This is a genomic window from Nocardioides islandensis (assembly GCF_015352455.1).
In the GTDB taxonomy this organism is placed as follows: Bacteria; Actinomycetota; Actinomycetes; order Propionibacteriales; family Nocardioidaceae; genus Nocardioides; species Nocardioides islandensis.
In genome coordinates, this window is sequence record NZ_JADKPN010000004.1 from 31,746 (window position 1) to 56,632 (window position 24,887).

The 24,887-nt window shown below is 72.5% G+C and carries 21 protein-coding genes; 2 read left to right on the forward strand and 19 right to left on the reverse strand.

Going from position 1 to position 24,887, the window contains the following annotated elements; translation table 11 throughout:
• Positions 1-80: 80 nt before the first annotated feature.
• Positions 81-1,043, reverse strand: coding sequence for a non-homologous end-joining DNA ligase (gene ligD, locus ISU07_RS09045; protein WP_194706467.1), 963 nt, complete (start codon positions 1,041-1,043; stop codon positions 81-83).
• A 38-nt stretch (positions 1,044-1,081) separates the two neighbouring features.
• Here ligD and ISU07_RS09050 point away from each other — a divergent pair, with 38 nt between their 5' ends.
• Positions 1,082-1,813, forward strand: a complete 732-nt coding sequence (locus tag ISU07_RS09050; protein WP_194706468.1) for an AAA family ATPase — start codon at positions 1,082-1,084, stop codon at positions 1,811-1,813.
• Between the two features lie 202 nt (positions 1,814-2,015).
• Here the strand turns inward: ISU07_RS09050 and ISU07_RS09055 are convergent, their stop codons facing one another.
• From ISU07_RS09055 to ISU07_RS09140, 18 genes are all read right to left on the reverse strand, one after another.
• Positions 2,016-3,362: an RsmB/NOP family class I SAM-dependent RNA methyltransferase gene (locus tag ISU07_RS09055; RefSeq protein WP_194706469.1), complete on the reverse strand. Its 1,347-nt coding sequence runs from the start codon at positions 3,360-3,362 to the stop codon at positions 2,016-2,018.
• Positions 3,355-3,771 (reverse strand): MmcQ/YjbR family DNA-binding protein, encoded by a 417-nt coding sequence (locus tag ISU07_RS09060; protein WP_194706470.1) that lies wholly within the window; start codon positions 3,769-3,771, stop codon positions 3,355-3,357. Before ISU07_RS09060 ends, ISU07_RS09055 begins: the two co-directional genes overlap by 8 nt.
• Positions 3,772-3,781: 10 nt before the next feature.
• On the reverse strand, positions 3,782-4,702 hold the full coding sequence (gene fmt / locus ISU07_RS09065; protein WP_194706471.1) for a methionyl-tRNA formyltransferase: 921 nt from the start codon (positions 4,700-4,702) through the stop codon (positions 3,782-3,784).
• 2 nt (positions 4,703-4,704) lie between these two features.
• A complete protein-coding gene (def, locus tag ISU07_RS09070; protein WP_194706472.1) occupies positions 4,705-5,250 on the reverse strand; it encodes a peptide deformylase in 546 nt (181 codons plus the stop codon).
• A 161-nt stretch (positions 5,251-5,411) separates the two neighbouring features.
• Positions 5,412-7,448: a primosomal protein N' gene (locus ISU07_RS09075; protein ID WP_194706473.1), complete on the reverse strand. Its 2,037-nt coding sequence runs from the start codon at positions 7,446-7,448 to the stop codon at positions 5,412-5,414.
• A 42-nt stretch (positions 7,449-7,490) separates the two neighbouring features.
• Positions 7,491-10,352 carry a M4 family metallopeptidase gene (locus ISU07_RS23910; protein WP_194706474.1) on the reverse strand — a complete coding sequence of 954 codons (2,862 nt, stop codon included), beginning with the start codon at positions 10,350-10,352 and terminating at the stop codon, positions 7,491-7,493.
• A gap of 95 nt (positions 10,353-10,447) precedes the next feature.
• Positions 10,448-11,638: a methionine adenosyltransferase gene (gene metK, locus ISU07_RS09085; RefSeq protein WP_194706475.1), complete on the reverse strand. Its 1,191-nt coding sequence runs from the start codon at positions 11,636-11,638 to the stop codon at positions 10,448-10,450.
• Positions 11,639-11,701: 63 nt separating this feature from the next.
• Complete coding sequence (gene coaBC, locus ISU07_RS09090) at positions 11,702-12,952, reverse strand: bifunctional phosphopantothenoylcysteine decarboxylase/phosphopantothenate--cysteine ligase CoaBC (protein ID WP_194706476.1); 1,251 nt, start codon at positions 12,950-12,952, stop codon at positions 11,702-11,704.
• A 22-nt stretch (positions 12,953-12,974) separates the two neighbouring features.
• Positions 12,975-13,301, reverse strand: a complete 327-nt coding sequence (gene rpoZ, locus ISU07_RS09095) for a DNA-directed RNA polymerase subunit omega (RefSeq protein ID WP_194706477.1) — start codon at positions 13,299-13,301, stop codon at positions 12,975-12,977.
• A gap of 36 nt (positions 13,302-13,337) precedes the next feature.
• Positions 13,338-13,907: a guanylate kinase gene (gene gmk, locus ISU07_RS09100; protein ID WP_194706478.1), complete on the reverse strand. Its 570-nt coding sequence runs from the start codon at positions 13,905-13,907 to the stop codon at positions 13,338-13,340.
• Between the two features lie 23 nt (positions 13,908-13,930).
• Positions 13,931-14,248: an integration host factor, actinobacterial type gene (gene mihF / locus ISU07_RS09105; protein WP_194706479.1), complete on the reverse strand. Its 318-nt coding sequence runs from the start codon at positions 14,246-14,248 to the stop codon at positions 13,931-13,933.
• A gap of 119 nt (positions 14,249-14,367) precedes the next feature.
• Positions 14,368-14,862, reverse strand: coding sequence for a hypothetical protein (locus ISU07_RS09110; protein ID WP_194706480.1), 495 nt, complete (start codon positions 14,860-14,862; stop codon positions 14,368-14,370).
• Between the two features lie 4 nt (positions 14,863-14,866).
• Positions 14,867-15,700 (reverse strand): orotidine-5'-phosphate decarboxylase, encoded by an 834-nt coding sequence (gene pyrF, locus ISU07_RS09115; RefSeq protein WP_194706481.1) that lies wholly within the window; start codon positions 15,698-15,700, stop codon positions 14,867-14,869.
• A gap of 4 nt (positions 15,701-15,704) precedes the next feature.
• The gene (locus tag ISU07_RS09120) at positions 15,705-16,730 is read right to left on the reverse strand and encodes a quinone-dependent dihydroorotate dehydrogenase (protein ID WP_194706482.1); all 1,026 of its coding nucleotides are present in this window, start codon (positions 16,728-16,730) and stop codon (positions 15,705-15,707) included.
• The gene (gene carB, locus ISU07_RS09125) at positions 16,727-20,074 is read right to left on the reverse strand and encodes a carbamoyl-phosphate synthase large subunit (RefSeq protein ID WP_194706483.1); all 3,348 of its coding nucleotides are present in this window, start codon (positions 20,072-20,074) and stop codon (positions 16,727-16,729) included. Before carB ends, ISU07_RS09120 begins: the two co-directional genes overlap by 4 nt.
• The gene (gene carA, locus ISU07_RS09130; RefSeq protein WP_194706484.1) at positions 20,074-21,309 is read right to left on the reverse strand and encodes a glutamine-hydrolyzing carbamoyl-phosphate synthase small subunit; all 1,236 of its coding nucleotides are present in this window, start codon (positions 21,307-21,309) and stop codon (positions 20,074-20,076) included. The genes carB and carA overlap by 1 nt, the downstream gene beginning before the upstream one ends.
• 100 nt (positions 21,310-21,409) lie before the next feature.
• Entirely contained in the window at positions 21,410-22,819 is a 1,410-nt protein-coding gene (locus ISU07_RS09135) for a GntP family permease (protein WP_194706485.1), read from the reverse strand.
• Positions 22,816-23,367, reverse strand: a complete 552-nt coding sequence (locus tag ISU07_RS09140) for a gluconokinase (protein ID WP_194706486.1) — start codon at positions 23,365-23,367, stop codon at positions 22,816-22,818. Before ISU07_RS09140 ends, ISU07_RS09135 begins: the two co-directional genes overlap by 4 nt.
• Before the next feature lie 60 nt (positions 23,368-23,427).
• Between ISU07_RS09140 and ISU07_RS09145 the strand changes: the two genes are divergently transcribed.
• On the forward strand, positions 23,428-24,801 hold the full coding sequence (locus ISU07_RS09145) for a pyridoxal phosphate-dependent decarboxylase family protein (protein WP_323742514.1): 1,374 nt from the start codon (positions 23,428-23,430) through the stop codon (positions 24,799-24,801).
• Positions 24,802-24,887: the final 86 nt, after the last annotated feature.

Sequence of the window (24,887 nt, forward strand, 5' to 3'; positions counted from 1 at the left end):
GGGCCTTCACCGCTGAGTAACGCACCCACAACCCGACTACTGACCCCGTACATGTGGTCAGTAGTCAGCCTCTGGGTGCGCTACTCGCCAGGATCGGGCTCCTCGGGCGTCTCCTTGCCCTCCGCCTCGTCGCGGTCGGCCCACTCCAGCAGCGGGGCGATGTCCCAGGCGACGTCGTCGATCGACTCGTGCAGGTCGCCGAGCGCGGCGAAGCGCTCGGGGACGGTGAAGATCGTGAAGTCGTGGGGGTCGGCGTCGTCGACCTCGTCCCACCGGATCGGGGTGGAGACGCGGGCGTCGGGGAGGCCGCGGACGGAGTACGCCGCGGCGATGGTGTGGTCACGGGCGTTCTGGTTGTAGTCGACGAAGAGGTGGTGAGGGTCGCGGTCCTTGCGCCACCACTGGGTCGTGACGTCCTCGGGGGCACGCCGCTCGACCTCGCGCGCGAAGGCCAGGGCGGCGCGCCGGACGACCTTGTGGCCGTGGTCGGGCTTGATGCGCACGTAGACGTGCATGCCCTTGGAGCCGGTCGTCTTGGGGAACCCGACCACCCCGAGCTCGTCCAGGACCTCGTGGACGACGTGGGCCACGCGGCGTACCTGCGCGTAGTCCGACAGCGGCCCCGGGTCGAGGTCGATGCGCCACTCGTCGGGCTTCTCGGGGTCGTCGCGACGGCTGTTCCACGGGTGGAACTCGACCGTCGACATCTGCACCGCCCAGATCACCGAGGCCAGCTCGGTGACGCAGAGCTCGTCGGCGGTGCGGTTCCAGCGCGGGAAGTGCAGCCGGACCGTGTCCACCCACGGCGGCGCGCCGGCGGGCAGCCGCTTCTGGTGCACCTTCTCGCCGGAGAGGCCCGTGGGGAAGCGGTGCAGCATGCACGGCCGCTCGAACAGGGCGTTCACGATGCCCGGCCCGACGGCCAGGTAGTACTCGACCAGGTCGAGCTTCTTGGCGCCGCTCTCGGGGAAGTACACGCGGTCGGGGTTGGTGACCTTCACGACGCGGTCGTCGACCTCGATCTCGACGAACGGGCTGGCCACCGAACCAACGTAACGGGAGACACGCCTAACCTGCGCACGTGGACTTCGACCAGCCGCCCGTACGGCGGGTGGAGCTGTCCCCGGACGCCGAGCTGCCCGGGGGCGCTTGGCCGCTGACCATCCCCGCCGTCGCCCAGGTCGCGAAGGACGGCCTGGACCTGGCGAAGGGCGTGACGTTCCTGGTCGGGGAGAACGGCTCGGGCAAGTCCACGCTGGTCGAAGGCGTGGCCGCGGCGTACGGGCTGTCACCCGAAGGTGGATCCACACACTCCGAGCACTCGACCCGTCCGACCGAGTCACCGCTGGGGAGGTCGCTCCGGCTGGTCCGAGGCGTCGGGGCCTCGCGATGGGGCTTCTTCCTCCGCGCCGAGACGATGCACGGCTGGTACTCCTACATCGAGCAGCGCCCCAACCCCCGCAACCCGGACCCGCGCTTCCACGAGCTGAGCCACGGCGAGTCGTTCCTGGCCGTGCTGGAGACGAGGTTCGACGGCGGCGGCCTCTACTGCCTCGACGAGCCCGAGGCCGCGCTGTCGTTCTCCTCGACGCTCGCGCTCATCGCCGTGCTGCAACGGGTCGTCGGTGCCGGCGGTCAGGTGCTGTGCGCGACCCACTCCCCCGTCCTGGCCGCGCTGCCCGGCGCGCGCATCCTCGAGGTCGGAGACTGGGGACTGCGCGAGACCACGTGGGCGGACCTGGAGCTGGTCTGGCACTGGAAGCGGTTCCTCGACGCGCCCCAGGCGTACCTGCGGCACCTCGACGGTGACTGAGGCTTCTCATGCTGGTCGAGCCGGGCGAGCCCCTGGGCGAGCCCGTGTCGAGACCCTGGAACTCTCACGGGGTCTCGACGCGCTTGCTAGCGCCCGCTGGGCTCGACCCTGGTACGTGACGCGAACAACGACCGCTCCTTGGGCCAGTCTTCGAACTGTGCCGCCAGGTCGTCGACATCGGCCTCGACCAGGTCGGTGATCCTCACGCCGGCAGCCGACGAACCAGCGCGCCGAACATCGCATCGGTCTGGTGCCGGTGCGGCCACAGCTGGAACGTGCCCGGCAACGGTCCGGCGCAGTCCGGTACGCCGGGCAGCAGGGCCGCGGCGTCGCCGAGCTCGGCGTCGGTCCGGGACGCGAGCACGGAGGTGACGACCTCGGACGTCTCGGCCAGCACGGGTGAGCAGGTCGCGTACACGACCACTCCCCCGGGCCTCACCGAGTCGAGCGCCGACGACAGCAGCGCCCGTTGGAGCGGCACCAGGTCGTGCAGGTCGGCACGCTGACGGCGCCACCGCGCCTCCGGGCGGCGCCGCAGCGCGCCGAGGCCCGTGCACGGCGCGTCGACGAGCACCCGGTCGAACGAGGAGGGCTCCCAGGGCGGCGCGGTGCCGTCGGAGGTGACGATGCCGAGCACGCCCGGAGACCCCGCGAGGGCGCGGCGCACGAGCTCGGCGCGGTGGGGCTGGCGCTCGTTCGCGACCAGGCCCGCACCGCGGGAGCCCGCCAGGGCGGCGAGCAGGGCTGCCTTGCCGCCCGGGCCGGCGCAGAGGTCGAGCCACCGGGCGTCCGGCCCGTCGAGCGGTGCCGCGGCGAGCACGAGAGCCACGAGCTGCGACCCCTCGTCCTGCACGCCGGCCCGTCCGTCCCGCACCGCGGGCACGGCGCCCGGGTCGCCGGACTCGAGGTGCACGCCGTACGGCGACCACGCGGTCGGCTCCCCAGGCAGCTCGTCACGGGTGGACCGGCCGGGGCGCGCGACCAGCGTGACGCCCGGCGCCTCGTTGTCGGCAACGAGCAATGCCCCGATCTCGTCCTGCCGCGAGCCCAGTGCGCGCGACAGCTCCTCGACCACCCAGCGCGGGTGCGCATGGGCGACGGACAGGTGGCCGACCAGGTCGTCGCCCGCGTCGGGCGCCACCCGGTCGACCCACCCGTCGAGGTCGTGCTCGCAGACGCGTCGGAGCACGGCGTTCGCGAACCCCGCCGCTCCCGGCCCGACGTCGGAGCGGACCAGCGAGACCGTGGTGGAGATCGCCGCGTGGGACGGCACCCGCATGGCCAGCAGCTGGTGCGTCCCCAGCCGCAGCGCGTCCAGCACCCGGGCCTGGACCTTGGCGAGCGGGCGGTCGACGCAGTCGGCCAGCACCGCGTCGTACAGGCCCTGGCGACGTACCGTGCCGGAGGCCAGCTCGGTCGCGAACGCCGCGTCCCGGCCGGACAGGCCGTGCCGCTTGAGGGCGGCCGGCAGGGCGAGGTTCGTGTAGGCATCCGCGGAGCGGACGGCGCGCAGCACCTCCAGCGCCGCGGTACGGGCCGCGTCAGCCAAGGTGCTCCTTCACCAGCCGCGCCGGCGCCTTGGCGGCCCACGCGTCGGTGATGACCTCCTCGAGCTCCTGTCGCGTGATCTCGCCGAGCCGCGACTGCTGGACGAGCACCGCGCTGTAGCCGTTGAAGTGCGGGATCGTGAAGAACGGCGTGGACTCGTCCTCGACGAGGGCGTTCTTCTCGACCTCGGTGGGTGTGGTGATCACGATCAGGTCGTCGTACCGCTCCCCCGTCGCCGGGTCGACGGCGGTCGGGCCGGGCGCGCGGTACAGCAGGAAGCCCTTGCCCTTCGGCCCCCGCGGCACCTTCCACGTCGGCCGGTCGCCCCACGAGATCCCGAGCTCGGTGTCGGGGAGCGCGGCACAGATCTCGTCGACGTCCTCCGGGCGCGCCTTCCGGGAGCGGGGCATGTCCAGCAACCTAGACGAACCGCGCGCCGGGCTCGATGCGCAACCCGCGCGCCCAGTCGGCGGCCGGCATCTCCTTCTTGCCGAACGCCTTGACCAGCCCGAGCCTCATGGCGGCGCTGCCGGTGCCGACCGCCACGGCGTTCTTGCCGACGAGCAGCTCCCCCGGCGGCAGCGCTCCGTCCGCGGGACTGAGCGGGCCCAGCTTGACCCGCTCGCCGTCGTACGTCGTCCACGCGCCGGGCGCGGGGGTGCAGGCGCGGACCCGCCGGTCCACGCCCATCGCCGGCTCGGACCAGTCGACCCGCGCATCCTCGACCGTGATCTTGGGGGCGAACGTCACACCGTCGGTGCCCTGCTCACGCTCCTCCAGGGACCCGTCGGCGATGCCGTCCAGCGTGGCGACGAGCAGGCCCGCGCCGCCCTCGGCGAGCCGGGCGAGCAGGTCGCCCGCCGTGTCGCCGGGGCGGATCCGCTCGGTCATCAGGCCGTACGTCGGCCCGGCGTCGAGCTCCTTCACGAGCCGGAACGTCGTCGCGCCCGTCACCTCGTCGCCGGCCCAGATCGCGTGCTGCACGGGCGCCGCACCGCGCCAGGCGGGGAGGACCGAGAAGTGGAGGTTCACCCAGCCGTGCGGCGGGATGTCGAGGGCAGACTGCGGCAGCAGCGCGCCGTACGCCACGACGGCGCAGCAGTCCGGCTCGAGCGCCCGCAGCGCCGCATGGAACTCCGGGTCGCGCGGGTGCTCGGGCTTGAGGACCGGTACGCCGAGCGCCTCGGCGCGTGCCCCCACGGGCGACGCCGTCAGCTTCCTGCCGCGCCCGGCCGGTGCGTCCGGGCGGGTCACGACGCCGACCAGCTCGTGCGCCGAGTCGGCGACCGCCTCGAGTGCGGGCAGCGCCGGTTCCGGGGTACCGGCGAACACCACGCGCACGGTCAGAACCCCAGCCCGAACGTGTCGTGCGGCGAGACCTTCACGGCCGGCTTCTCCAGCCCGAACCACTCGGCCTCGCGGATGTACCGCATCGCCTCCTTGCGGCGCTCGGTGTCGAGCCGGTCCACGAACAGCACCCCGTCGAGGTGGTCGGTCTCGTGCTGGATCGCCCGGGCCAGCAGCTCGGAGCCCTCGATGGTCACCGGCTCGCCGTGCTGGTCGAACCCCTTCGCCACGACGCTCAACGCACGGCGGCAGTCGATCGACAGCCCGGGGATCGAGAGACAGCCCTCTGTGCCGTCCTGGATGTCCTCCGACAGCTCGAGGACGGGGTTCACCAGGTGGCCGACCTCGCCCTCGATGTTCCACGTGAACACCCGCAACCCGACCCCGATCTGCGGCGCGGCGAGCCCGGCCCCGGGCGCGCCGAGCATGGTGTCGGTGAGGTCCTCGACCAGCCGGCGCAGCTCCTTGTCGAAGTCCACGACCTCGTCGGCCCGCTGCCGCAGGACCGGGTCGCCGAACAGCCGGATGGGTTGGATCGCCACGCGGCGAGTCTAGGGAGGCGGCACCACCCGGCTGGCCGAGGGCTCGTGGTGCCAGGAATCGCGCGATCGCGCCGGAACTGCAGCTTCTGGCCGCGCGGATCTGCCATACGGCTGCGATCGCGCGATTTCCGGCACCCCGCGCCCGACCAGCCGGCGCTGACCTACAGCGACACGGGATCGACCTGGACTCGTACGGCGTCCAGCTTGCGGGCCGAGCGGACCCGCTGGAGCTGGCCCAGGGCCCGGGACAGCGCCAGCCCGTGGGCGCGAGGGACGCGGACCACGACCCGCTGCTCCCCGTCGCCGACCGGGACCGGGCCCAGCCGCTCCGCCGACGCGGGCGCGTCGAGGAGGGTCAGGGCGTCGTCCAGCGCTCCCGGCTCGCCGGTGATCGTGGCCAGTCGTGACGCGGGCGGGAGGTGGGCGGCGGCACGCTCGTCCGCCTCTCGCGCGGCGAAGCCGCCCGGGTCCCAGCGCACCAGCGCCTGGAGCCCGGCCAGGGCGGGGTCGCCGACGAGCACCGCCCGGCCGCCGGGGCGGACCAGGCCGATCGCGTTGGCCCAGCGGCGGACCGCCTCCTCCTCGGTGCGCAGGTCCGGACGGGCGAGCATCAGCCAGGCGTCGAGCAGCACGACCGCGGCGTACCCGCCCTCGGCCACCGGCTCCGCGCCCGGCGTGGCCACCACGATGGCCGGCTTCGGCCCCACGCGCGCCAGCACGGTCTGGCCTGACGAGGAGGTCCGCACCGTCGTCGCGGGGAACGTGCGGCCCAGCTCCTCCGACGTCCGGGCGTCGCCGATCACCGGCGCCCGCAGCCCGCGGTGGCCGCACACGGGACACGCCCACGCCGGGTGCGAGGTGCCGCACCAGGTGCACCGCGGCGGCGCGGTGGCCGCGGGGATGGCCAGCGGACCCTGGCAGACGCCGCACCGGGCGGCCGTCCGGCACCGCTCGCAGGCCAGCGCGGCGGCGTACCCGAGACGCGGCGTCTGCACCAGCACCGGCCCGGACCGCAGGCCCTCCTCGACGGCGTCGTGCGCGGCCTTCGGGAACCGGACACCGCGCGCGAACGGGTCGCGAGCGAGCTCGGCGTCGCTGGCCCCGGCCACCTGGACGGTGACCCGGTCCCGCAGCCGCTCGCGCGGGACCGACAGCTCGTGCGCCCAGCCGGTACGCAGCAGGTGGTCGGCCTCCACGGACCTCGCGAACCCGCCGACAAGGGCCGCCGCGCCCTCGTGCTCGGCGCGCAGGAGCAGCGTCTCGCGCGTGTGCGGGTACGGCGCCCGCAGCTCGGCGTGCAGGTCGTCCCCGTCGTCCCAGACCACGACCAGGCCCAGGTCGTGCACCGGCGCGAACGACGCCGCCCGGGTGCCCACCACGACCCGGCGGGAGCCGCGCGAGACGGCCAGGAACTCTCGGTATCGGCGTGCCGGCCCGGCGCCAGCGGTCAACGCGACGTGCTGTCCGGTCCCGAGGACGTCGGTGAGCGCGTCGTCGACCCGGGCGACGTCCTTGGCGTCGGGCACGCAGATGAGCACGCCGCGACCCGAGCCGGCGTACGTCGCCGCGGCGGCGTGGGCGAGCAGCCGCGGCCAGTCCTCGCCGGGCGGCGTCCCCCAGACGGCACGGGGTGCGTCCCCGAGGGCCAGCCGGCGCAGGAAGGCCTCACCCTGGGGGTGCTCGGCCCACGCGGCAGCGGCGGCCGGGGTGTCGTACGCCGGCGGCACCGCAGGCGCCGGTGGCGAGGCCTTCTCCGTGGCGGCGTGCCGCGGCGGGACGGCCAGCCGCAGCACGTCGCTGCGCGTGCCGGCGTACCGCTCGGCGACCTCGCCCACCAGGGCGGTGACGGCCGGGCTGAGGACGGGCTCGGGGCTGACGACCCGGCGCAGCGCCGCGAGCCGTCCGACGTGGTCGGTGGTGGCGGAGCGCTCCAGGACGTACCCGCCCACGTCCTGCCCCGCGAACCGCACCTTCACGCGGCACCCGGGCACCGCGTCGGCGGCCATCGCGGCCGGCACGAGGTAGTCGAACGTGCGGTCCAGGTGGGCCAGCGGCAGGTCGACCAGCACCCGCGCGACCGGGTCCACGGCCGCGGGCTCGGCCGCCGCCACCGTGGCCGCCCGGGTGCGCGCAGCCTTGGACCGCGACGTCTCCACGGCCTCCCGCAGGCCGGGGAGGGCCTCGGGCTGCTCGGTCACGGCCGCTGTTCTACCAGCCGCCGCCCCCGGCGATCAGCGTGGCTAGCGGTGGCGCACCGGCGACCGGTTGCCCAGGAGGCCCGGCCCGCCGGCGTACACCGCCCGGAACTTGCGGATCTTCGTCCCCGGCACCTTCGCGAGGTACTTGCCGCCCTTCCCGGTCTTGACGGTGGCCACCTTGACCCACTTCTTGCCCTGCTGCACGTATAGCTTCAGCGTCGCGCCGACCACGCCCGTCGCGCCCGCGAGGAGCTTGCCGTTGAGCTTGGTCTTCGAGCTCGCCTGGCGCACGACCAGCCGTGTCGACGTCCCGACGAGCTGCACCGTCACCGGCGTTCCCGGCTGACCGGCGGCCACGATGGGCACGACCGTGATCGGGTACGTCGTGCCCTGCTTCAGTCCCGTCAGGCTCACACTGCGCACGGATGCGGCCACGTTGGTGGTGATGCCGGTGGTGAAGACGCGGTACGCCGTCACCGCCGAGGCGCCCGTCGTCGGGGTCCCCCAGCTGACGACCGCCTTGCCCAGCCCGCCCCTGACGGCGACGTTCGCCGGCGCGGGCGTGCCCTGCCCCGGCGTCGGGGTGGGGGTGGGGGTCGGAGTCGGGGTCGGGGTGGGGGTCGGAGTCGGTGTGATGACCGCGCCGTCGCAGGTGTACACGACGACGTCGTCGACGAACCATCCCAGACCGCTGAAGCTGCTGTCGGTGCTCATCGTGAACCGGGGGGTGACCGACTGCCCTGCGAACGCACTCAGGTCGAGACGGCTGGCGAGGTACCCGCGGCTGTCGCCCCCGAAGCCGAGCTTGCCTGCCTTGGGGTTCCCGAAGCCGCCGGCGATCAGGTTCGTCGGGCCGTTCACCCACGACATCCCCGAGGTGTCCGCGCCGTTGACCTCCACGGTCCCGGCGTCGTAGAAGCCGGCGGCGTCGTAGTCGAGGACGCGCCACTGCTGGAAGTACAGGTACGACGGCTGGCCGGCAGGCAGCGCGATGGCGGCGCTGGCCACCAACGACGTGCTCCCTGCCGACGCCGACTCGTCGTTGGACCACGCGTCCGGACCGGAGTGAGCGACCTGCCCGACGCCCGGGGTGCCGTCGCGCCCCCACAGGGACCCGGCGGTGAACTTCGTTGTCGGCGTGCCGCTCTCGCCGTCCAGCAGGACCCGCAATGACCCGGCGGCACAGCTCAGGGTGGCGTCGGCGGGCTGCGGGTTGTTGGTGGGGGTGTTGCGGAGCTCGGTGGCGAGGGTCGCCTGGTGCACCGCGGCGCAGTTGTCGGGCGTCATCACGCCGGTGCCCTGGAGCGCGGCACAGGACTGGTCCAGGACAGCGGCCTCGTCGGCGTAGTCGCTGCCCGACGTGAGGGACTGGTCGACGAGGAGCCACAGCTTCGCCGACCGCGTCAGGGTCGGCTCCCCCGTGTCGATCCCGGTGATCGTCTGGCCGTTGAACGTGCCGCCCTGGGAGGCCAGGTAGAACGTGTGGTTGCCCACGCCCGAGTTGGTGTGCACGCCGTCGTTGTCGGGGTAGCAGGCGTTGCAGACCTCCTTGACGTACAGCGGGCTGGACATCTTGTCGGGATCGTTCTTGAGCGTCGGATCCTGCACGTTGCGCAGACCGGTGGGGAAGCCAGGGAGGTCCTCGCCGAGGGCCCAGGCGGTAGCCGGCACGTCTGAGCCGGTGACGTTCCGGTGGTCGATGATCTCGCCCATGATGTCCGACAGCGACTCGTTCATCGCCCCTGACTGGCCCCAGTAGACGAGGTTGGAGCTGCGCTCGGTGACGCCGTGGGTCATCTCGTGGCCCACCACGTCGTCGGCCACGGCGTAGCCCTGGCCGTAGTACATCTGGCTGCCGTTCCAGAAGGCGTTGGCGTACGGGCACGTGGACCCGCTGTAGCACCAGCGGACCGTCTGCGAGAGGGCCTTGGTGGTGCCGCCGTCGACCACGCGGCCGATGAGGTTGGTGAGGTCGATGTTGCCGAAGGCCTGGTAGTTGTCCCATACCACGCCGGCCAGGTCGAAGGCGGTGTTGGCCTCGGCCAGGGCGGCGTCGGGGCCGGCCTCTGTCCGGACCAGGTTCCCCGATGCGTTGACGCACGGCGCATTCGCGACGTTGGGGTTCTGGAGCGCACTGTTGTTGTCGCAGACGACCCTGTTCTTGGCTTCGCCGATGAGGTCGTTGTTCATCAGCACGAGGCCGGTCTGGTCGTCGATGAGCAGCAGGCGGCGCTCGTCCGCCGACCGCGTCACTTCGAAGCGCCAGGCAGTCCGGATCGGCAGGTCCGACGACGCGCCGATCAGCAACGGGTCGACGACCCATCGGCCGAGGCTGGTGACCGTGGCGTCGTCACCGTGGCCGGCGGCTCGCTGGAAGTACCCCTGGGCCGATCCGGCGGCGGTCGCCTCGGACACCAGGGCGGTGGGGACCTTCGTGAGGCCGGTGGTTTCCGCCAGGATGGAGTCGAGCTCGCGATCGGGCCGCAGGCTGACCACCAGCTCTCCGCCCAGGACGGGCAGGCCACCGACGCGCTGCTGGTAGCGGACGACGTTGCCCGTCACCGTGCGGCTCGCGCCCAGGTCGGTGATGGTCGTGCCGGACCGTTCGGTCCCGAACGCTGCGCCGTACCTGGCCAGGTGCGCCGCCGCCGCGGCGCGGACGCTCGTGCCAGCCGAGACGTCCGGATCGTCCAGCGACTCGCCCGCGGGCACGCCCAGGAAGCTGAAGCCACCTGCGCCGTCGGGTCGCAGCGTCAATGGTGCGGACGCGTCGTCAACCAGCCGGCTGGCGGCCGCCTCGGCCGCGGTGGGGGTCGCCGCGGCGGCGTTCGTCTGCACCGCCGCGTGCCCGAGCGCGAGCGTGGCGACCGCGACGAGCGCGACGCCGGACGTTCTGTGACCCATGCTGCTGTTCCCCGTTCCGACAGGCGTTCCTGTCGGAAGGCTAGGCGGGCCGCCGGGACGGCGTCCCGGCTTTGGGCCAGGCTCCGTGGTGGGCGTCAGACGCCGGCGGCGGCCTTCAGCGCGTCGGCACGGTCGGTGCGCTCCCAGGTGAACTCGGGCAGCTCGCGGCCGAAGTGGCCGTACGCCGCGGTCTTGGCGTAGATCGGGCGCAGCAGGTCGAGGTCCTGGATGATCGCGGCCGGGCGGAGGTCGAAGACCTGGAGGACGGCCTCCTGGATCTTCTCGTCCGGGATCACGCCGGTGCCGTAGGTCTCGATGAAGACGCCGACGGGCTGGGCCTTGCCGATGGCGTAGGCGACCTGCGCCTCGCAGCGGCGGGCCAGGCCGGCGGCCACGACGTTCTTGGCGACCCAGCGCATGGCGTACGCCGCGGAGCGGTCCACCTTGGACGGGTCCTTGCCCGAGAACGCGCCGCCGCCGTGGCGGGCCATGCCGCCGTAGGTGTCGACGATGATCTTGCGGCCGGTCAGGCCGGCGTCGCCCATCGGGCCGCCGACCACGAAGCGCCCGGTCGGGTTGACGAGCAGCCGGTACCCCTCGGAGGGGATGTCGAAGTCCGCCAGCACGTGGTCGATGACGTGCTTCTTCACGTCGCTCTCGAGGGTGTCGAGCTCGACCTCGTCGGAGTGCTGCGAGGACAGCACCACCGTGTCGACGCGCACGGGCCGGTTGTCGGCGTCGTACTCGATCGTGACCTGGGTCTTGCCGTCGGGCCGGAGGTAGTCCAGGGTGCCGTCCTTGCGGACCTCGGTCAGCCGCTCGGCCAGCCGCTGGGCGATCACGATCGGCAGCGGCATCAGCACGTCGGTGTCGTCGCAGGCGTAGCCGAACATCAGGCCCTGGTCGCCGGCACCCTGCTTGTCCATGGCGTCCACCGAGCCGGTGCGCGACTCGTGGCCACTGTCGACGCCCTGGGCGATGTCGCCCGACTGACCGCCGATGGCGACCATCACGCCGCAGGAGTGGCCGTCGAAGCCCTTGAGCGAGGAGTCGTAGCCGATCTCGATGATTCGCTTGCGCACGACGTTCTTGACGTCGACGTAGCCCGTCGTGGTGACCTCGCCGGCCACGACCACCAGGCCCGTGGTCAGGAGGGTCTCGACGGCGACACGGCTGTGCGGGTCCTGCTCGAGCATGGCGTCGAGGACCGAGTCGCTGATCTGGTCCGCGATCTTGTCGGGGTGACCCTCGGTCACCGACTCCGAGGTGAAAAGACGTCCGGGCACGGTGTGCTCACTCCTGTGGTGCTGCGGTTGGTCGGTCAGGACCCTAGCCGTGGTCGGGGCGGGTCACGGCATCCGGGCCAGCACCTGGTCCCAGATGGCATGGGCCAGGGCTCCCTTGGAGCCGAGGGGTACGTCGGTGACGGCGCCGTCGGCGCCCAGGATCACGGCCTGGTTGTCCGCAGCGCCGAAGACCGCTCCCCCGCTCACGTCGTTGACGACGATCAGGTCGCAGCCCTTGCGGGCCAGCTTGGCGCGGCCGAGCTCCAGCACGGTGCCGGTGGCGTCCCCCGTCTCGGCGGCGAAACCGACGATCACCTGCCCGCCGCGGGCCCGGTCGTGGGAGATCTCGGCGAGGATGTCGGGGTTCTGGGCCAGCTCGATGGCCGGCGCGCTGCCGTCGTCGGCCTTCTTGATCTTGGTGTCGCTGTGCGAGACGGGCCGGAAGTCGGCGGGCGCCGCGGCCATCACGACCGCATCGGCGCCGGCGGCGGCCGACACGACCGCGTCGCGCAGCTGGGCCGTCGTCTCGACGCGCAGCACCTTGACGCCCGCGGGGTCGGGCAGCGTCACGTTGGCGGCCACGAGCGTCACCTCGGCGCCCCGCGCTGCGGCGGCCCGCGCCAGCGCGTAGCCCTGGAGGCCCGAGGAGCGGTTGCCGAGGAAGCGGACCGGGTCGAGGTACTCGCGGGTGCCGCCCGCGCTGACGACCACCGACTTCCCGGACAGGTCGGGCGTGGCGACCCCGCGCGAGAGGACCTCGCGGCAGATCTCGAAGATCTCCTCCGGGTCGGGCAGCCGGCCCTTGCCGGAGTCGGCCCCGGTCAGCCGCCCCTCGGCGGGCTCGATGACCAGGGCGCCGCGCTCGCGGAGCGTGGCCACGTTGGCGGCGGTCGCGGCGTGCTCCCACATCTCGGTGTGCATCGCGGGGGCGAAGACGACCGGGCAGCGAGCGGTCAGCAGGGTGGTGGTGAGCAGGTCGTCGGCCAGCCCGTGGGCGGCCTTGGCGAGCAGGTCGGCGGTGGCCGGCGCGACCACGACCAGGTCCGCGCTCTGGCCGATGCGCACGTGCGGCACCTGGTGGACGTCGTGCCAGACCTCCGCGGAGACCGGCCTGCCGGACAGGGCCGCGAAGGTGTCGGCGCCCACGAACCGCAGGGCGGCGGCGGTCGGGACCACCGTCACATCGTGACCGGACTCGGTGAACCGGCGCAGCAGCTCGCAGGCCTTGTAGGCCGCGATGCCCCCCGACACCCCCAGGATGACGTGCGGCCGGGACCCCGGAGTCGGGGTCCCGGCCGTCAGGTCGGTGGTCATGCGACCGGCTCGTTCGCCGGTGCTACTCGCCGAAGTTGTCGTCGAGGGTGGCGGCCGCGCGGGCCTCCTCCTCGGCGGCGATCTCGGCGGGGTCGATGTCCTCGCACGTCAGCAGGTCCTCGTTGATCTCGCGGAGCGCGATCGACAGCGGCTTCTCCTGGACGTGGGTGTCGACCAGCGGGCCGACGTACTCCAGCAGGCCCTCGCCGAGCTGGGAGTAGTAGGCGTTGATCTGGCGGGCGCGCTTGGCGCTGTAGAGCACCAGCTTGTACTTGCTGTCGGTCTTGGTCAGCAGGTCGTCGATCGACGGGTTGGTGACACCCTCGGCGGCGATGTTGGGAGCAGACACGCGGAAGCCTCACAGGAGCTAGAAGAGGGTCGCGCGTTAGCGGTCCGCGACCTCAGAACAGATCAAGGCTACCAACTCCTCCGCAGCAGCGTGAACTTCGTGGTTGACGACCGTGGCGTCGAACTCCTCCTCGGCCGCCAGCTCGGCGTGTGCCGTCTGCAGCCGGCGCTCTCGCTCCTCCTCGGTCTCGGTGCCGCGGCCGACCAGCCGGCGGACCAGCTCCTCCCACGAGGGCGGGGCCAGGAACACGAAGAGAGCGTCCGGCATCGTGCGCCGTACCTGCCGTGCGCCCTGGAGGTCGATCTCCAGCAGCGCCGCCCGGCCCTCGGCCAGCGCCTGCTCGACCGGGCCGCGCGGGGTGCCGTACCGCGCCGCCTGGTGGACCACCGCCCACTCGAGGAGCTCGTCGTCGTCGACCATCCGGTCGAACTCCTCGTCGGAGACGAACCAGTAGTGCACCCCGTTGACCTCGCCGGGTCGGGGAGCGCGGGTGGTCGCCGAGACGGAGATCCAGATCTCGGGGTGGTTGCGGCGCACGTCGGCCGCGACGGTCCCCTTGCCGACAGCGGTCGGTCCCGCGAGGACGGCGAGTCGGGAGCGGGTCACTCGGCCCCGTCAGTCGTCATGGCTCAGTCCTGGGCGAACTCGCGCTCGAGCGCGGCCACCTGGTTGACGCCCAGCCCGCGCACGCGGCGGCTCTCGGCGATGCCGAGGCGCTCCATCATCTGACGCGCCCGGACCTTGCCGAGGCCCGGCATGGACTGGAGCAGGTCGACGACCCGCATCTTGCCGATGACCTCGTTGCGCTGGCCCTCGTGGAGCACGTCGACGATGGAGGCACCGGAGTTCTTCAGCCGGTTCTTGACCTCCGCCCGCTCCCTCCGCGAGGCGGCCGCCTTGTCGAGCGCTGCCTGTCGCTGTTCGGGAGTCAGAGGAGGAAGGGCCACAGAACTTCCTTTTCAGGGAACCAGCTCGGCTGGGCGTGCGAACCGGGCCAATCTAGTCAGGTTGGCGACGGGTCAGCAATCCGGCCGAGCTGCCGGCCGGGGCCAACAACAGAGCGGGATCAGAGGCTGAGCGGCGTGTGGCACACGTCCTTGGCCTGCTGTTGGACGCTGTCGAACGCCTGGACCACCGACGGCGCGAGGAGCGCCGCGGCGGCGTCCTCGACGCGGGTGCGCTGGTCGTCGGTGAGGTCGTCGGGCAGCTGTTTGCCGTCGTACGTCGCCGGGTCGATGCCCGCGGCGTGCAGCGCGTCGTCGAGCTCCTGGAGCGGGTCGAGGAGCGCCTTCCAGTCGTCCTGGATGTCGTCGGGCGCGTCGGCGGAGAGGTCGCGGAAGATCGGCAGGGCCTGGAGCAGGGCGCCGGGGGTCGCTGACGCGGTGACGTCGGTCAGCTTGGCCTGGTTCGACTGCACCGCGTCGCAGTAGTCGTCGCCTCCCCCGCAGCCGGACAGCAGCGTGAGGGCCAGCGCGACCGCGGCCAGGGCGGCGGTGCATGTGGGTCGGTTTCTCCGGTCCGGCGGTGCGTGGGTGTCGCTTTCCAGGGCTGAGACCGACACTCACTCACCGCCCCTGGGCGAGAAGCGCACGCAGCTCGTCGTTCGTGCGCCGGGCCGCGTCGCGCATGGCGGACGCCGACGGGCCGGCGCGGAGGAGCTCGCGCGAGGAGCTGGGCAGGACGTTCGGGAGGGCGGCGCCGAAGATGCGCGGCAGGTCGGCCGTCGTACCTCCCTGGGCGCCGTACCCGGGCGCGAGGACCGGACCGTTGAACGCGAAGTCGTCCGAGCTCGAGCCGATCGTCGCGCCGACGACGGCGCCGAAGGAGCCGAGGGGTGCCGCACCGGCGTTGAGGTGGCGGAGGTGGTCGAGCATGGTCGCGGTGACCGTCCGGCCGTCGTCCCCGCGGGCGTCCTGGACCTCGGGGGCCTCCTTGTTGGAGGTACGGGCCAGCACGAACAGGCCGGCGTCGTGCTTGCGCGCGGCGTCGACGAAGGGCTCCAGGGAGCCGAAGCCCAGGTACGGGCTGACGGTGATCGCGTCGGCGGCGATCGGGCTGGCCGGGTCGAGGTACGCGTCGGCGTACGCCTCGCTCGTCGACCCGATGTCCCCGCGCTTCACGTCGAGCAGCACGAGGGCGCCGGCCTCACGGGCTGTCGCGATCACCTGCTCGAGCACCGCGACGCCCCGGCTGCCGAACCGCTCGTAGAACGCCGACTGCGGCTTGACCACCGCGCACTCGGCGGCCAGGGCCTCCGTGGCTCCGAGCGCGAAGGACTCCAGGCCCTCCACGCTGTCGGGCAGGCCCCACTCGTGCAGCAGCGCGGCGTGCGGGTCGATGCCGGAGCACAGCGGGCCGCGCTCGCTGACCGCGTGGTGCAGGCGGGATCCGAAGGTCATGCGGTCACTCCTGAGGGTGGGCGAGGGCGGAGGCGATGCGGCGCGGCCACCACGGCCCGCCGTACACGAAGCCGGTGTAGGCCTGGACGAGCGTGGCCCCGGCGTCGAGGCGCTCGCGCGCCTCCTCCGGGGCGGTGATGCCGCCGACCGAGACGAGCACCAGGTCGTGCCCCACGGCGTCGTGGAGGAGACGGAGCACCTCGCGCGACCGCGCGGCCACCGGGGACCCGGAGATACCGCCGGCGCCGGCCGCCTCGACGTCGGCGGCCGGTGTCCGCAGGCCCTCGCGCGAGACGGTCGTGTTCGTCGCGATGATGCCGTCCAGCCGCAGCTCCAGCGCTAGCCGGGCGACGGCGAGCACGTCGTCGTCGGCGAGGTCGGGGGCGATCTTGACGAGGAGAGGTACGTCGGCCACGCCTCGCACGCCCTCGAGGAGCGGCCCCAGCCTGTCGACCGCCTGCAGACTGCGCAGCCCCGGGGTGTTGGGCGAGCTGACGTTGACGACCAGGTAGTCGGCGTACGGGCTGAGCAGCCGCGCGGACTTCATGTAGTCGGCCAGGACCGCGGCCTCGTCGTCCTCGGGCACGACCTTGGTCTTGCCGATGTTCACGCCGAGCACGACGGGACTGTGTCGGTGCTTGGCCCGCTCCGCGAGCCGCGCGGCCACCGTCTCGGCCCCGTCGTTGTTGAATCCCATCCGGTTGACGATGGCCCGGTCGGCGGGCAGCCGGAACAGCCGCGGCCGGGGGTTGCCCGGCTGCGCCTCGCCCGTCACCGTGCCGACCTCGACGTGCCCGAACCCGAGGGCCGCGAGCGCGTCGACGCCGACGGCGTTCTTGTCGAACCCCGCCGCCAGGCCCAGCGCCGAGGGGAACGTCAGGCCGAGGGCGTTGACCGGCCGCGTCGAGGGGCCGGGGTAGAGGCGGGTGGCGAGGCGGGCCGAACGGATGCCCGCGAAGCCGAGATGGTGCGCGCGCTCGGCGTCGATGCGGGTGAGGAAATGGTCGAAGAGTGCCTGGTACGTGGTCATCGCTCCCGACCGCGGGCCCAGTCCTGCAGCGACCGCACCCCGATGTCGCCGCGGATGCGGGCCTCGATGCCCTGCACCGCCGCGCCCAGGCCCTGGACGGTGGTGATGCACGGGATGTCGGCGCCGACGGACGCCGTGCGGATCTCGTAGCCGTCGACGCGGACCGACCCGCCGGAGCCCGACGAGCCGTGCGGGGTGTTGATCACCAGGTCGATCTCGCCGTCGGTGATCATCTGGACGGTCGTCTTCTCGCCGTTGGGGCCGGGACCGTCGAAGTGCTTGCGCACCACGGTCGCCTGCACGCCGTTGCGGCGCAGCACCTCGGCGGTGCCCTGGGTGGCCAGGATCTCGAAGCCGAGGTCGGCCAGCACCTTCACCGGGAAGATCATCGACCGCTTGTCGCGGTTGGCCATCGACACGAAGACCCGGCCACTGGTCGGGAGCGAGCCGAACGCCGCGGTCTGGGCCTTGCTGAACGCCCGCCCGAAGTCGGCGTCCAGGCCCATCACCTCGCCGGTCGAGCGCATCTCGGGGCCGAGCACGGTGTCCACTCCTCTGCCGTCAGGGCGGCGGAACCTGTTGAACGGCATCACCGCCTCCTTGACCGCGATCGGGGCGTCGGCCGGCAACGTGCCGCCGTCTCCCTCGGCGGGGAGCATGCCTTCGTCGCGCAGCGCCTTGATCGAGTCGCCGAGCATGATCCGGGCCGCGGCCTTGGCCAACGGCGTCGCCGTCGCCTTGGACACGAACGGCACGGTGCGGCTCGCGCGCGGGTTGGCCTCGAGGACGTAGAGCACGTCCGCGCCGAGCGCGAACTGGATGTTGATGAGGCCGAGCACGCCGACGCCGCGGGCGATGGCCTCGGTGGCCTCGCGGATCCGCTCGATCTCGCGCGCACCCAGGGTGATCGGCGGCAGCGCGCACGCCGAGTCGCCGGAGTGGATGCCGGCCTCCTCGATGTGCTCCATCACCCCGCCGAGGAAGAGGTCCTGGCCGTCGAACAGCGCGTCCACGTCGATCTCGACCGCGTCGTCGATGAACCGGTCGACCAGCACCGGGTGCTCCGGACTGATCGCCGTGGCGCGGGCGATGTACCCCTCCAGCGCCTCGTCGTCGTACACGATCTCCATGCCCCGGCCACCGAGCACGTACGACGGGCGCACGAGCACCGGGTACCCGATCCCGGCCGCGATCGCCGCCGCCTCGTCGTACGACGACGCCATGCCGTGGGTGGGTGCGTTCAGGCCGGCCTCGGCGAGCACCCGGCCGAACGCGCCCCGCTCCTCGGCGAGGTGGATCGCCTCGGGCGGGGTGCCGACGATGGGCACGCCGGCGTCCGCCAGACCCTGGGCCAGCCCGAGCGGTGTCTGGCCGCCGAGCTGGCAGATCACGCCGGCGATCGGGCCGGCCTGCCGCTCGGCGTGCACGACCTCGAGCACGTCCTCGAGCGTGAGCGGCTCGAAGTACAGGCGGTCGGAGGTGTCGTAGTCGGTCGAGACGGTCTCGGGGTTGCAGTTGACCATCACGGTCTCGTAGCCGGCGCCCCCGTTGTCACTGTTGCCGAGCGCCAGTGACGCGTGCACGCACGAGTAGTCGAACTCGATGCCCTGGCCGATCCGGTTCGGGCCGCTGCCCAGGATGATGACGGCCGCCTTCTCGCGGGGCGCGACCTCGGTCTCCTCGTCGTAGGAGGAGTAGTGGTACGGCGTGGCCGCGGCGAACTCCGCCGCGCAGGTGTCGACCGTCTTGTAGACCGGCCGGATGCCCAGGGCGTGCCGGACGCCGCGGACGACGTCGGCGGTCATCCCGCGGATCTTGCCGATCTGGAGGTCGGAGAAGCCGTGCCGCTTGGCCAGCCGCAGCAGCTCGGGAGTGAGCTCGGGGGCGGCGGTGACCTCGGCCGCGACCTCGTTGATGAGCACCAGCTGGTCGACGAACCACGGGTCGATCGCGGTCGCGTCGAAGATCTCCTCGGCCGTCGCGCCGGCGCGGATGGCGTCCATGACGTCCTTGAGCCGGCCGTCGTGCGGGACCCGGGCGCGCGCCAGGATCTCGTCCTTGTCCAGCTCGACCCACTCCTGGTGCCAGTCGAAGACGGCGGACCCGGGACCGGATGACGGCGCCTCCAGGGACCGCAGCGCCTTCTGCAGGGCCTCGGTGAAGTTGCGGCCGATGGCCATCGCCTCGCCGACCGACTTCATGTGCGTGGTCAGCACCGGGTCGGCGGCCGGGAACTTCTCGAAGGCGAACCGCGGCACCTTGACCACGACGTAGTCCAGCGTGGGCTCGAAGGACGCCGGGGTGCTCTGCCCGTCTTCTCGGGTGGTGATGTCGTTGGGGATCTCGTCGAGCGTGTAGCCGATCGCCACCTTGGCCGCGATCTTGGCGATCGGGAAGCCGGTCGCCTTGGAGGCCAGCGCACTGGAGCGGGACACCCGCGGGTTCATCTCGATCACCACGACGCGGCCGTCGCGCGGGTTGACCGCGAACTGGATGTTGCAGCCGCCGGTGTCCACGCCGACCGCGCGGATGATGCCGATGGAGAGGTCGCGCAGGTGCTGGTACTCGCGGTCGGTCAGCGTCATCGCCGGCGCGACGGTGATCGAGTCGCCGGTGTGCACGCCCATCGGGTCGAGGTTCTCGATCGAGCAGACGATGACCACGTTGTCCTTGCGGTCCCGCATGACCTCGAGCTCGTACTCCTTCCAGCCGATGATCGACTCCTCCAGGAGCACCTCGGTGGTCGGGCTGGCGGCCAGGCCGGCACCGGCGATGCGGCGCAGTCCCTCCTCGTCGTACGCCATCCCCGACCCGACCCCGCCCATGGTGAAGCTGGGACGGACGACCATCGGGTAGCCGAGCTCACCGGCCGCGCCCAGGCAGTCCTCCAGCGTGTGGCAGATGACCGACTTCGCGACCTCGCCGCCCAGGCCCTCGACGATCTGCTTGAACTGCTGGCGGTTCTCGCCGCGGTCGATGGCCTCGATGGAGGCGCCGATCAGCTCGACGCCGTACTTCTCGAGGATCCCCCGCTCGGCCAGCGCCACCGCGCAGTTGAGCGCGGTCTGGCCGCCGAGGGTGGCCAGCAGCGCGTCGGGGCGCTCCTTGGCGATGACCTGCTCGACGAAGTCGGGGGTGATCGGCTCGACGTACGTCGCGTCCGCGAACTCCGGGTCGGTCATGATCGTGGCCGGGTTGGAGTTCACCAGGACCACCCGGATGCCCTCGGCGCGCAGCACGCGGCACGCCTGGGTGCCGGAGTAGTCGAACTCGCAGGCCTGGCCGATGACGATCGGGCCGGACCCGATGACCAGGACGCTCTGGATGTCGGTGCGCTTCGGCATCAGGCGTCCCCTCCGGTGGTCGAGGAAGGCGCGCCAGCGCCTGTCACGAGACCCGGTGAGGGGTCCGCCGGCGCCTCCGGAGATCTCGTGACGGGACTTCGTCCCTCCTCGATCAACGACACGAAGCGGTCGAAGAGGTACGCCGCGTCGTGCGGGCCGGCGGCGGCTTCCGGGTGGTACTGGACGGAGAACGCCTTCAGCGTTCCTGCGTCGTCCCGCAGCTCCAGGCCCTCGACCACGTCGTCGTTGAGGCAGACGTGGGAGACGGTGGCCACGCCGAAGGGCGTCGGCGTGCTGCCGTCCAGCGGGGCGTCGACCGCGAAGCCGTGGTTGTGCGCGGTGACCTCGACCTTGCCGGTGGTGCGGTCCATCACCGGCTGGTTGATGCCGCGGTGGCCGTAGGTCAGCTTGTAGGTGCCGAACCCGAGGGCGCGGCCGAAGAGCTGGTTGCCGAAGCAGATGCCGAAGTACGGGAGGCCGCGCTCGAGCGCCCCCTGGAGCACCTCGACCTGGCTGGTGGTCGCGGCCGGGTCGCCGGGGCCGTTGGAGAAGAACAGGCCGTCGGGCTGGGTGGCCAGCACGTCGTCCAGGGACGCGGTGGCGGGGAGCACGTGGGTCTCGATCCCCCGCTGGGCCATCATCCGCGGGGTGTTGGCCTTGATGCCGAGGTCGAGGGCTGCCACGGTGAACCGCTTCTCCCCCGCCGCCGGGACGACGTAGGCCTCGTTCGTGCTCACCTCGTCGGAGAGGTTCGCGCCGGACATCTGCGACGACTCCCGCACCCGCTGGAGCAGGGCGTCGGGAGACGTCTCGGTCGAGGAGATCCCGACGCGCATGGCGCCGCGGTCGCGCAGGTGACGGGTCAGGGCGCGGGTGTCGATGCCGCTGATGCCGACCACGCCCTGGTCGCGCAGCGCGTCGTCGAGGGACCGCTGGGAGCGCCACGAGGAGGGACGGCGGGCGGGGTCGCGGACGACGTACCCGGCGACCCAGATCCTCGAGGACTCCGGGTCCTCGTCGTTCATGCCGGTGTTGCCGACGTGCGGGGCGGTCATCACGACGACCTGGCGGTGGTACGAGGGGTCGGTGAGCGTCTCCTGGTAGCCGGACATGCCGGTGGAGAAGACCGCCTCGCCGAAGGTCTCTCCCGGGGCTCCGTAGGAGTCCCCGCGGAAGGTGCGGCCGTCCTCGAGGACGAGCAGCGCCGGGGTGTGGGCACGTGCAGGCGCAGGCATCGAGTGCCGGACCTCCTTCTCCGCCTCACGGGACGGATCGTTAAAGGATGTCGATCGGATCGGGCCCGACCCTACCAGCGCTGGTCTCGAGACAGCGCGCTCACACCACCAGGTTGAGCAGCAACACGCACACGAGACCGACGACCGAGATCGCCGTCTCCATCACCGACCACGACTTGATGGTCTGGCCGATCGTCAGGCCGAAGTACTCCTTGACCAGCCAGAACCCGGCGTCGTTCACGTGGCTGAAGAACAGCGAGCCGCAGCCGATCGCCAGCACGAGCAGGGACAGGTCGTTGGTGCCGAGGTCCGCCGCGATTCCGCTGACGATGCCGCCGGCGGTGATGGTCGCGACCGTGGCCGAGCCGGTCGCGAGCCGGACGCCGACCGCGACCAGCCAGCCCAGCACCAGGATCGACAGGCCCGAGCCCGCGGCCCAGTCACCGATCACGTTCGCCACGCCGGAGTCCACCAGCATCTGCTTGAAGCCGCCACCCGCGGCGACGATCAGCAGGATGCCCGCGATGGTCGGGAGCCCCGATCCGAGGGACTTCTCGACCTGCTCGCGGTTCATGCCCGTGCCGAAGCCCAGCGCGAACATCGCCACCAGCACCGCCGCGAGCAGCGCGACCGCCGGCGTGCCGATGAAGTCGAAGAACTTCTGGGCGCCGTTCTCCGGGTCGTCGACGACCAGCTCGACGATGGCGCGGATGAGCATCAGCACCACGGGCAGGGTGATGCTGACGATCGCCGCGGCGAAGCCCGGTCGCCGGGTGACGGGCTCGGTCTCCGTCGTACGGCGGTCCTCACGGTCCCCGCCGAGGTCCGGGTCGGCGCCCCCGGGCGCCGCCACGGCCGGCACCGGGACCCACTGCTCGACGAACCTGGCCAGCAGCGGGCCGCACACGACCAGCGTGGGCACGGCCACGATCAGGCCGAAGAGCAGGGTGCGGCCGAGGTCGGCGCCGACCGCGTCGATGGCCACCAGCGGGCCGGGGTGCGGCGGCACCAGGCCGTGCAGGATCGAGAGGCCGGCCAAGGCGGGGATCCCCACGCGCATGACCGGGATGTCGAGGCGTCGGGCCACCAGGAGGACGACGGGGACGAGCAGCACCACGCCGACCTCGAAGAACAGCGGCAGGCCGAGGATGGCCGCGATCAGCGCCATCGCCCACGGCAGGCCACGGGCGCCGACCTTGCCGATGATCGTGTTCACGATGGTGTCGCTGCCGCCGGAGTCGGCCAGCAGCTTGCCGACCATCGCGCCCAGGGCGATGAGGATGCCGACCGTGCCCATGGTGGTGCCGAACCCAGTGGTGAAGCTGGTGACGATGTCGAGCGGCGCGACGGCGGCGACGCCGCCCATCACGGCTGCGCCCAGCATCAGCGCGATGAACGGGTGCAGCTTCGCCAGCGTGATCAGCAGGACGACCGTCGCGATGCCGAGGATCGCGGCGATGACCAGCTGGGTGTTGCCCGCGTCGGTGAGCGGGGCGGCGAGAGCGATCACGGACGTTCTCCTTCGTCATCGGGGTCGGCTGGCACGTGCAGGTCCAGGGCCGCGAGGGCGCGCTCGATGACCTCGGCGGCGCTGCCCTCGATGGTCACCTCGACGCCGGGCTCGTCCGGGTCGAGCGGCTCGAGGGTGTCGTACTGGCTGTGCAGCAAGGAGGTCGGCATGTAGTGATCACGACGGTGGCTCATCCGGTCGGCGACCAGCGACTCCCCGCCGACCAAGTGGCAGAAGCGGACCTCGGGACGCCCGTCGCGGAGGAGGTCGCGGTAGGACCTCCGGAGGGCCGAGCACGTGACGACGGACGGCTGACCGGCCGCGACCTGCCCGGACATCCAGGCGCCGATGCTGCGCAGCCACGGCCACCGGTCCTCGTCGGTCAGCGGGTGGCCGGCCGCCATCTTGGCGACGTTGGCCTCGGAGTGGAAGGCGTCGCCCTCGGCGTACGTCCAGCCGAGCACCGTGGAGAGGCCCTTGGCGACGGTGCTCTTCCCGACGCCGCTGACGCCCATCACCACGACCTGCTGCGCCCCGAGTGGCTGCATGCTCGGACCCTACTCAGGACACCTCCTGACGGGACCACCCCGGAGGACTAGCGTCGGCTCGTGCCGCCCGACGACCACGTCCGCGCTCTGCGCGCAGCCCAGCGGATCGCCGAGGAGTTCCTCGCCGGGCTCGACGAGCGGCCGGTGTGGCCGCGAGCGACCTTCGACGAGATGCTGGCGGCCTTCGACGGCGCCCTGCCCGACGAGGGTGCCGACCCGGTCGCCGTCGTCGAGGAGCTCGCCGCGACCGCGGACGTGGGGCTGTCCGGGAACGTCGGGCCGCGGTTCTTCGGGTTCGTGATCGGCGGCGCCCTGCCGGCCGCCCGCGGCGCCGACCTGCTGACCGGAGTCTGGGACCAGAACGCCGGCATCAACTCCCTCACGCCCGCCGCGGCCGCGGTCGAGGTGGTCGCCGGGCGCTGGGCGGTCGACACCCTCGGTCTGCCGGCGGGGTCGACCGTCGGTTTCGTGACCGGCGGGATGATGGCGAACTACTCCTGCCTGTCCGCCGCCCGCCACTCCGTCCTGGCGCGGGCGGGCTGGGACGTCGCGGCGCGCGGGCTCTTCGAGGCACCGCGGGTACGGGTCGTGGTCGGGCGGTACCGCCACGACACCGTCGACCGCGCTGTCCGGTACCTCGGCCTCGGCCAGGACTCCGTGGTCGAGGTGGACACCGACGGCGAGGGACGGGTCTCGACACCGAGCCTCGAGGCCGCGCTGGCGGCCGGCGAGGGCCCGGCCATCGTGTGCCTGCAGGCCGGCGAGGTGCACACCGGCGCCTTCGACGACTTCGCCGCCGCGGTCCCGGTGGCCCGGAGGTACGACGCGTGGGTGCACGTCGACGGCGCCTTCGGGCTGTGGGCGGCTGCGTCCCCGTCGTACCGACACCTCACTCTCGGCTTGGACGCCGCCGACTCGTGGGCGACCGACGCGCACAAGACGCTGAACGTGCCCTACGACTCGGGGCTGGCGATCGTGCGCGACCCGACCGCGCTGGCGGCCGGGTTCGGCGTGGAGACCGACTACCTGATCGGCGCCGCCGGCGACCCGATGGAGCGGGTGCCGGAGTTCTCCCGGAGGGCCCGCGGCTTCGCGGTGTGGGCCGCGCTGCGCTCGCTCGGCCGCGACGGCGTGGCCGCGCTCGTCGACCGCCTCTGCGCCACCGCGGGGATGCTGGCCAAGGGCTTCGAGGAGATCGACGAGGTCGAGGTCGTCAACGACGTCGTCTTCACCCAGGTGATGTTCCGGCTCGCCACCGACGAGCGGACCTCGGAGGCGGGCCGCCGCCTGCTCGCGGACGGTACGTGCGTGGTCACCCCCGCCGTCTGGCACGGCCGCGCCGTCCAGCGCTGCGCGGTCTCCAACTGGTCCACCACCGAGGCCGACGTCGCCCGCACCGTGGACGCGGTACGCCGGGTGGTCGCCGGCCTCTGAGCTTGCTGGGGTCCGGAATATCGCGCGATCGCGCGGTTACTGCAGGATTCGCGAGCCGAGATCTGCAATTCCGGCGCGATCGCGCG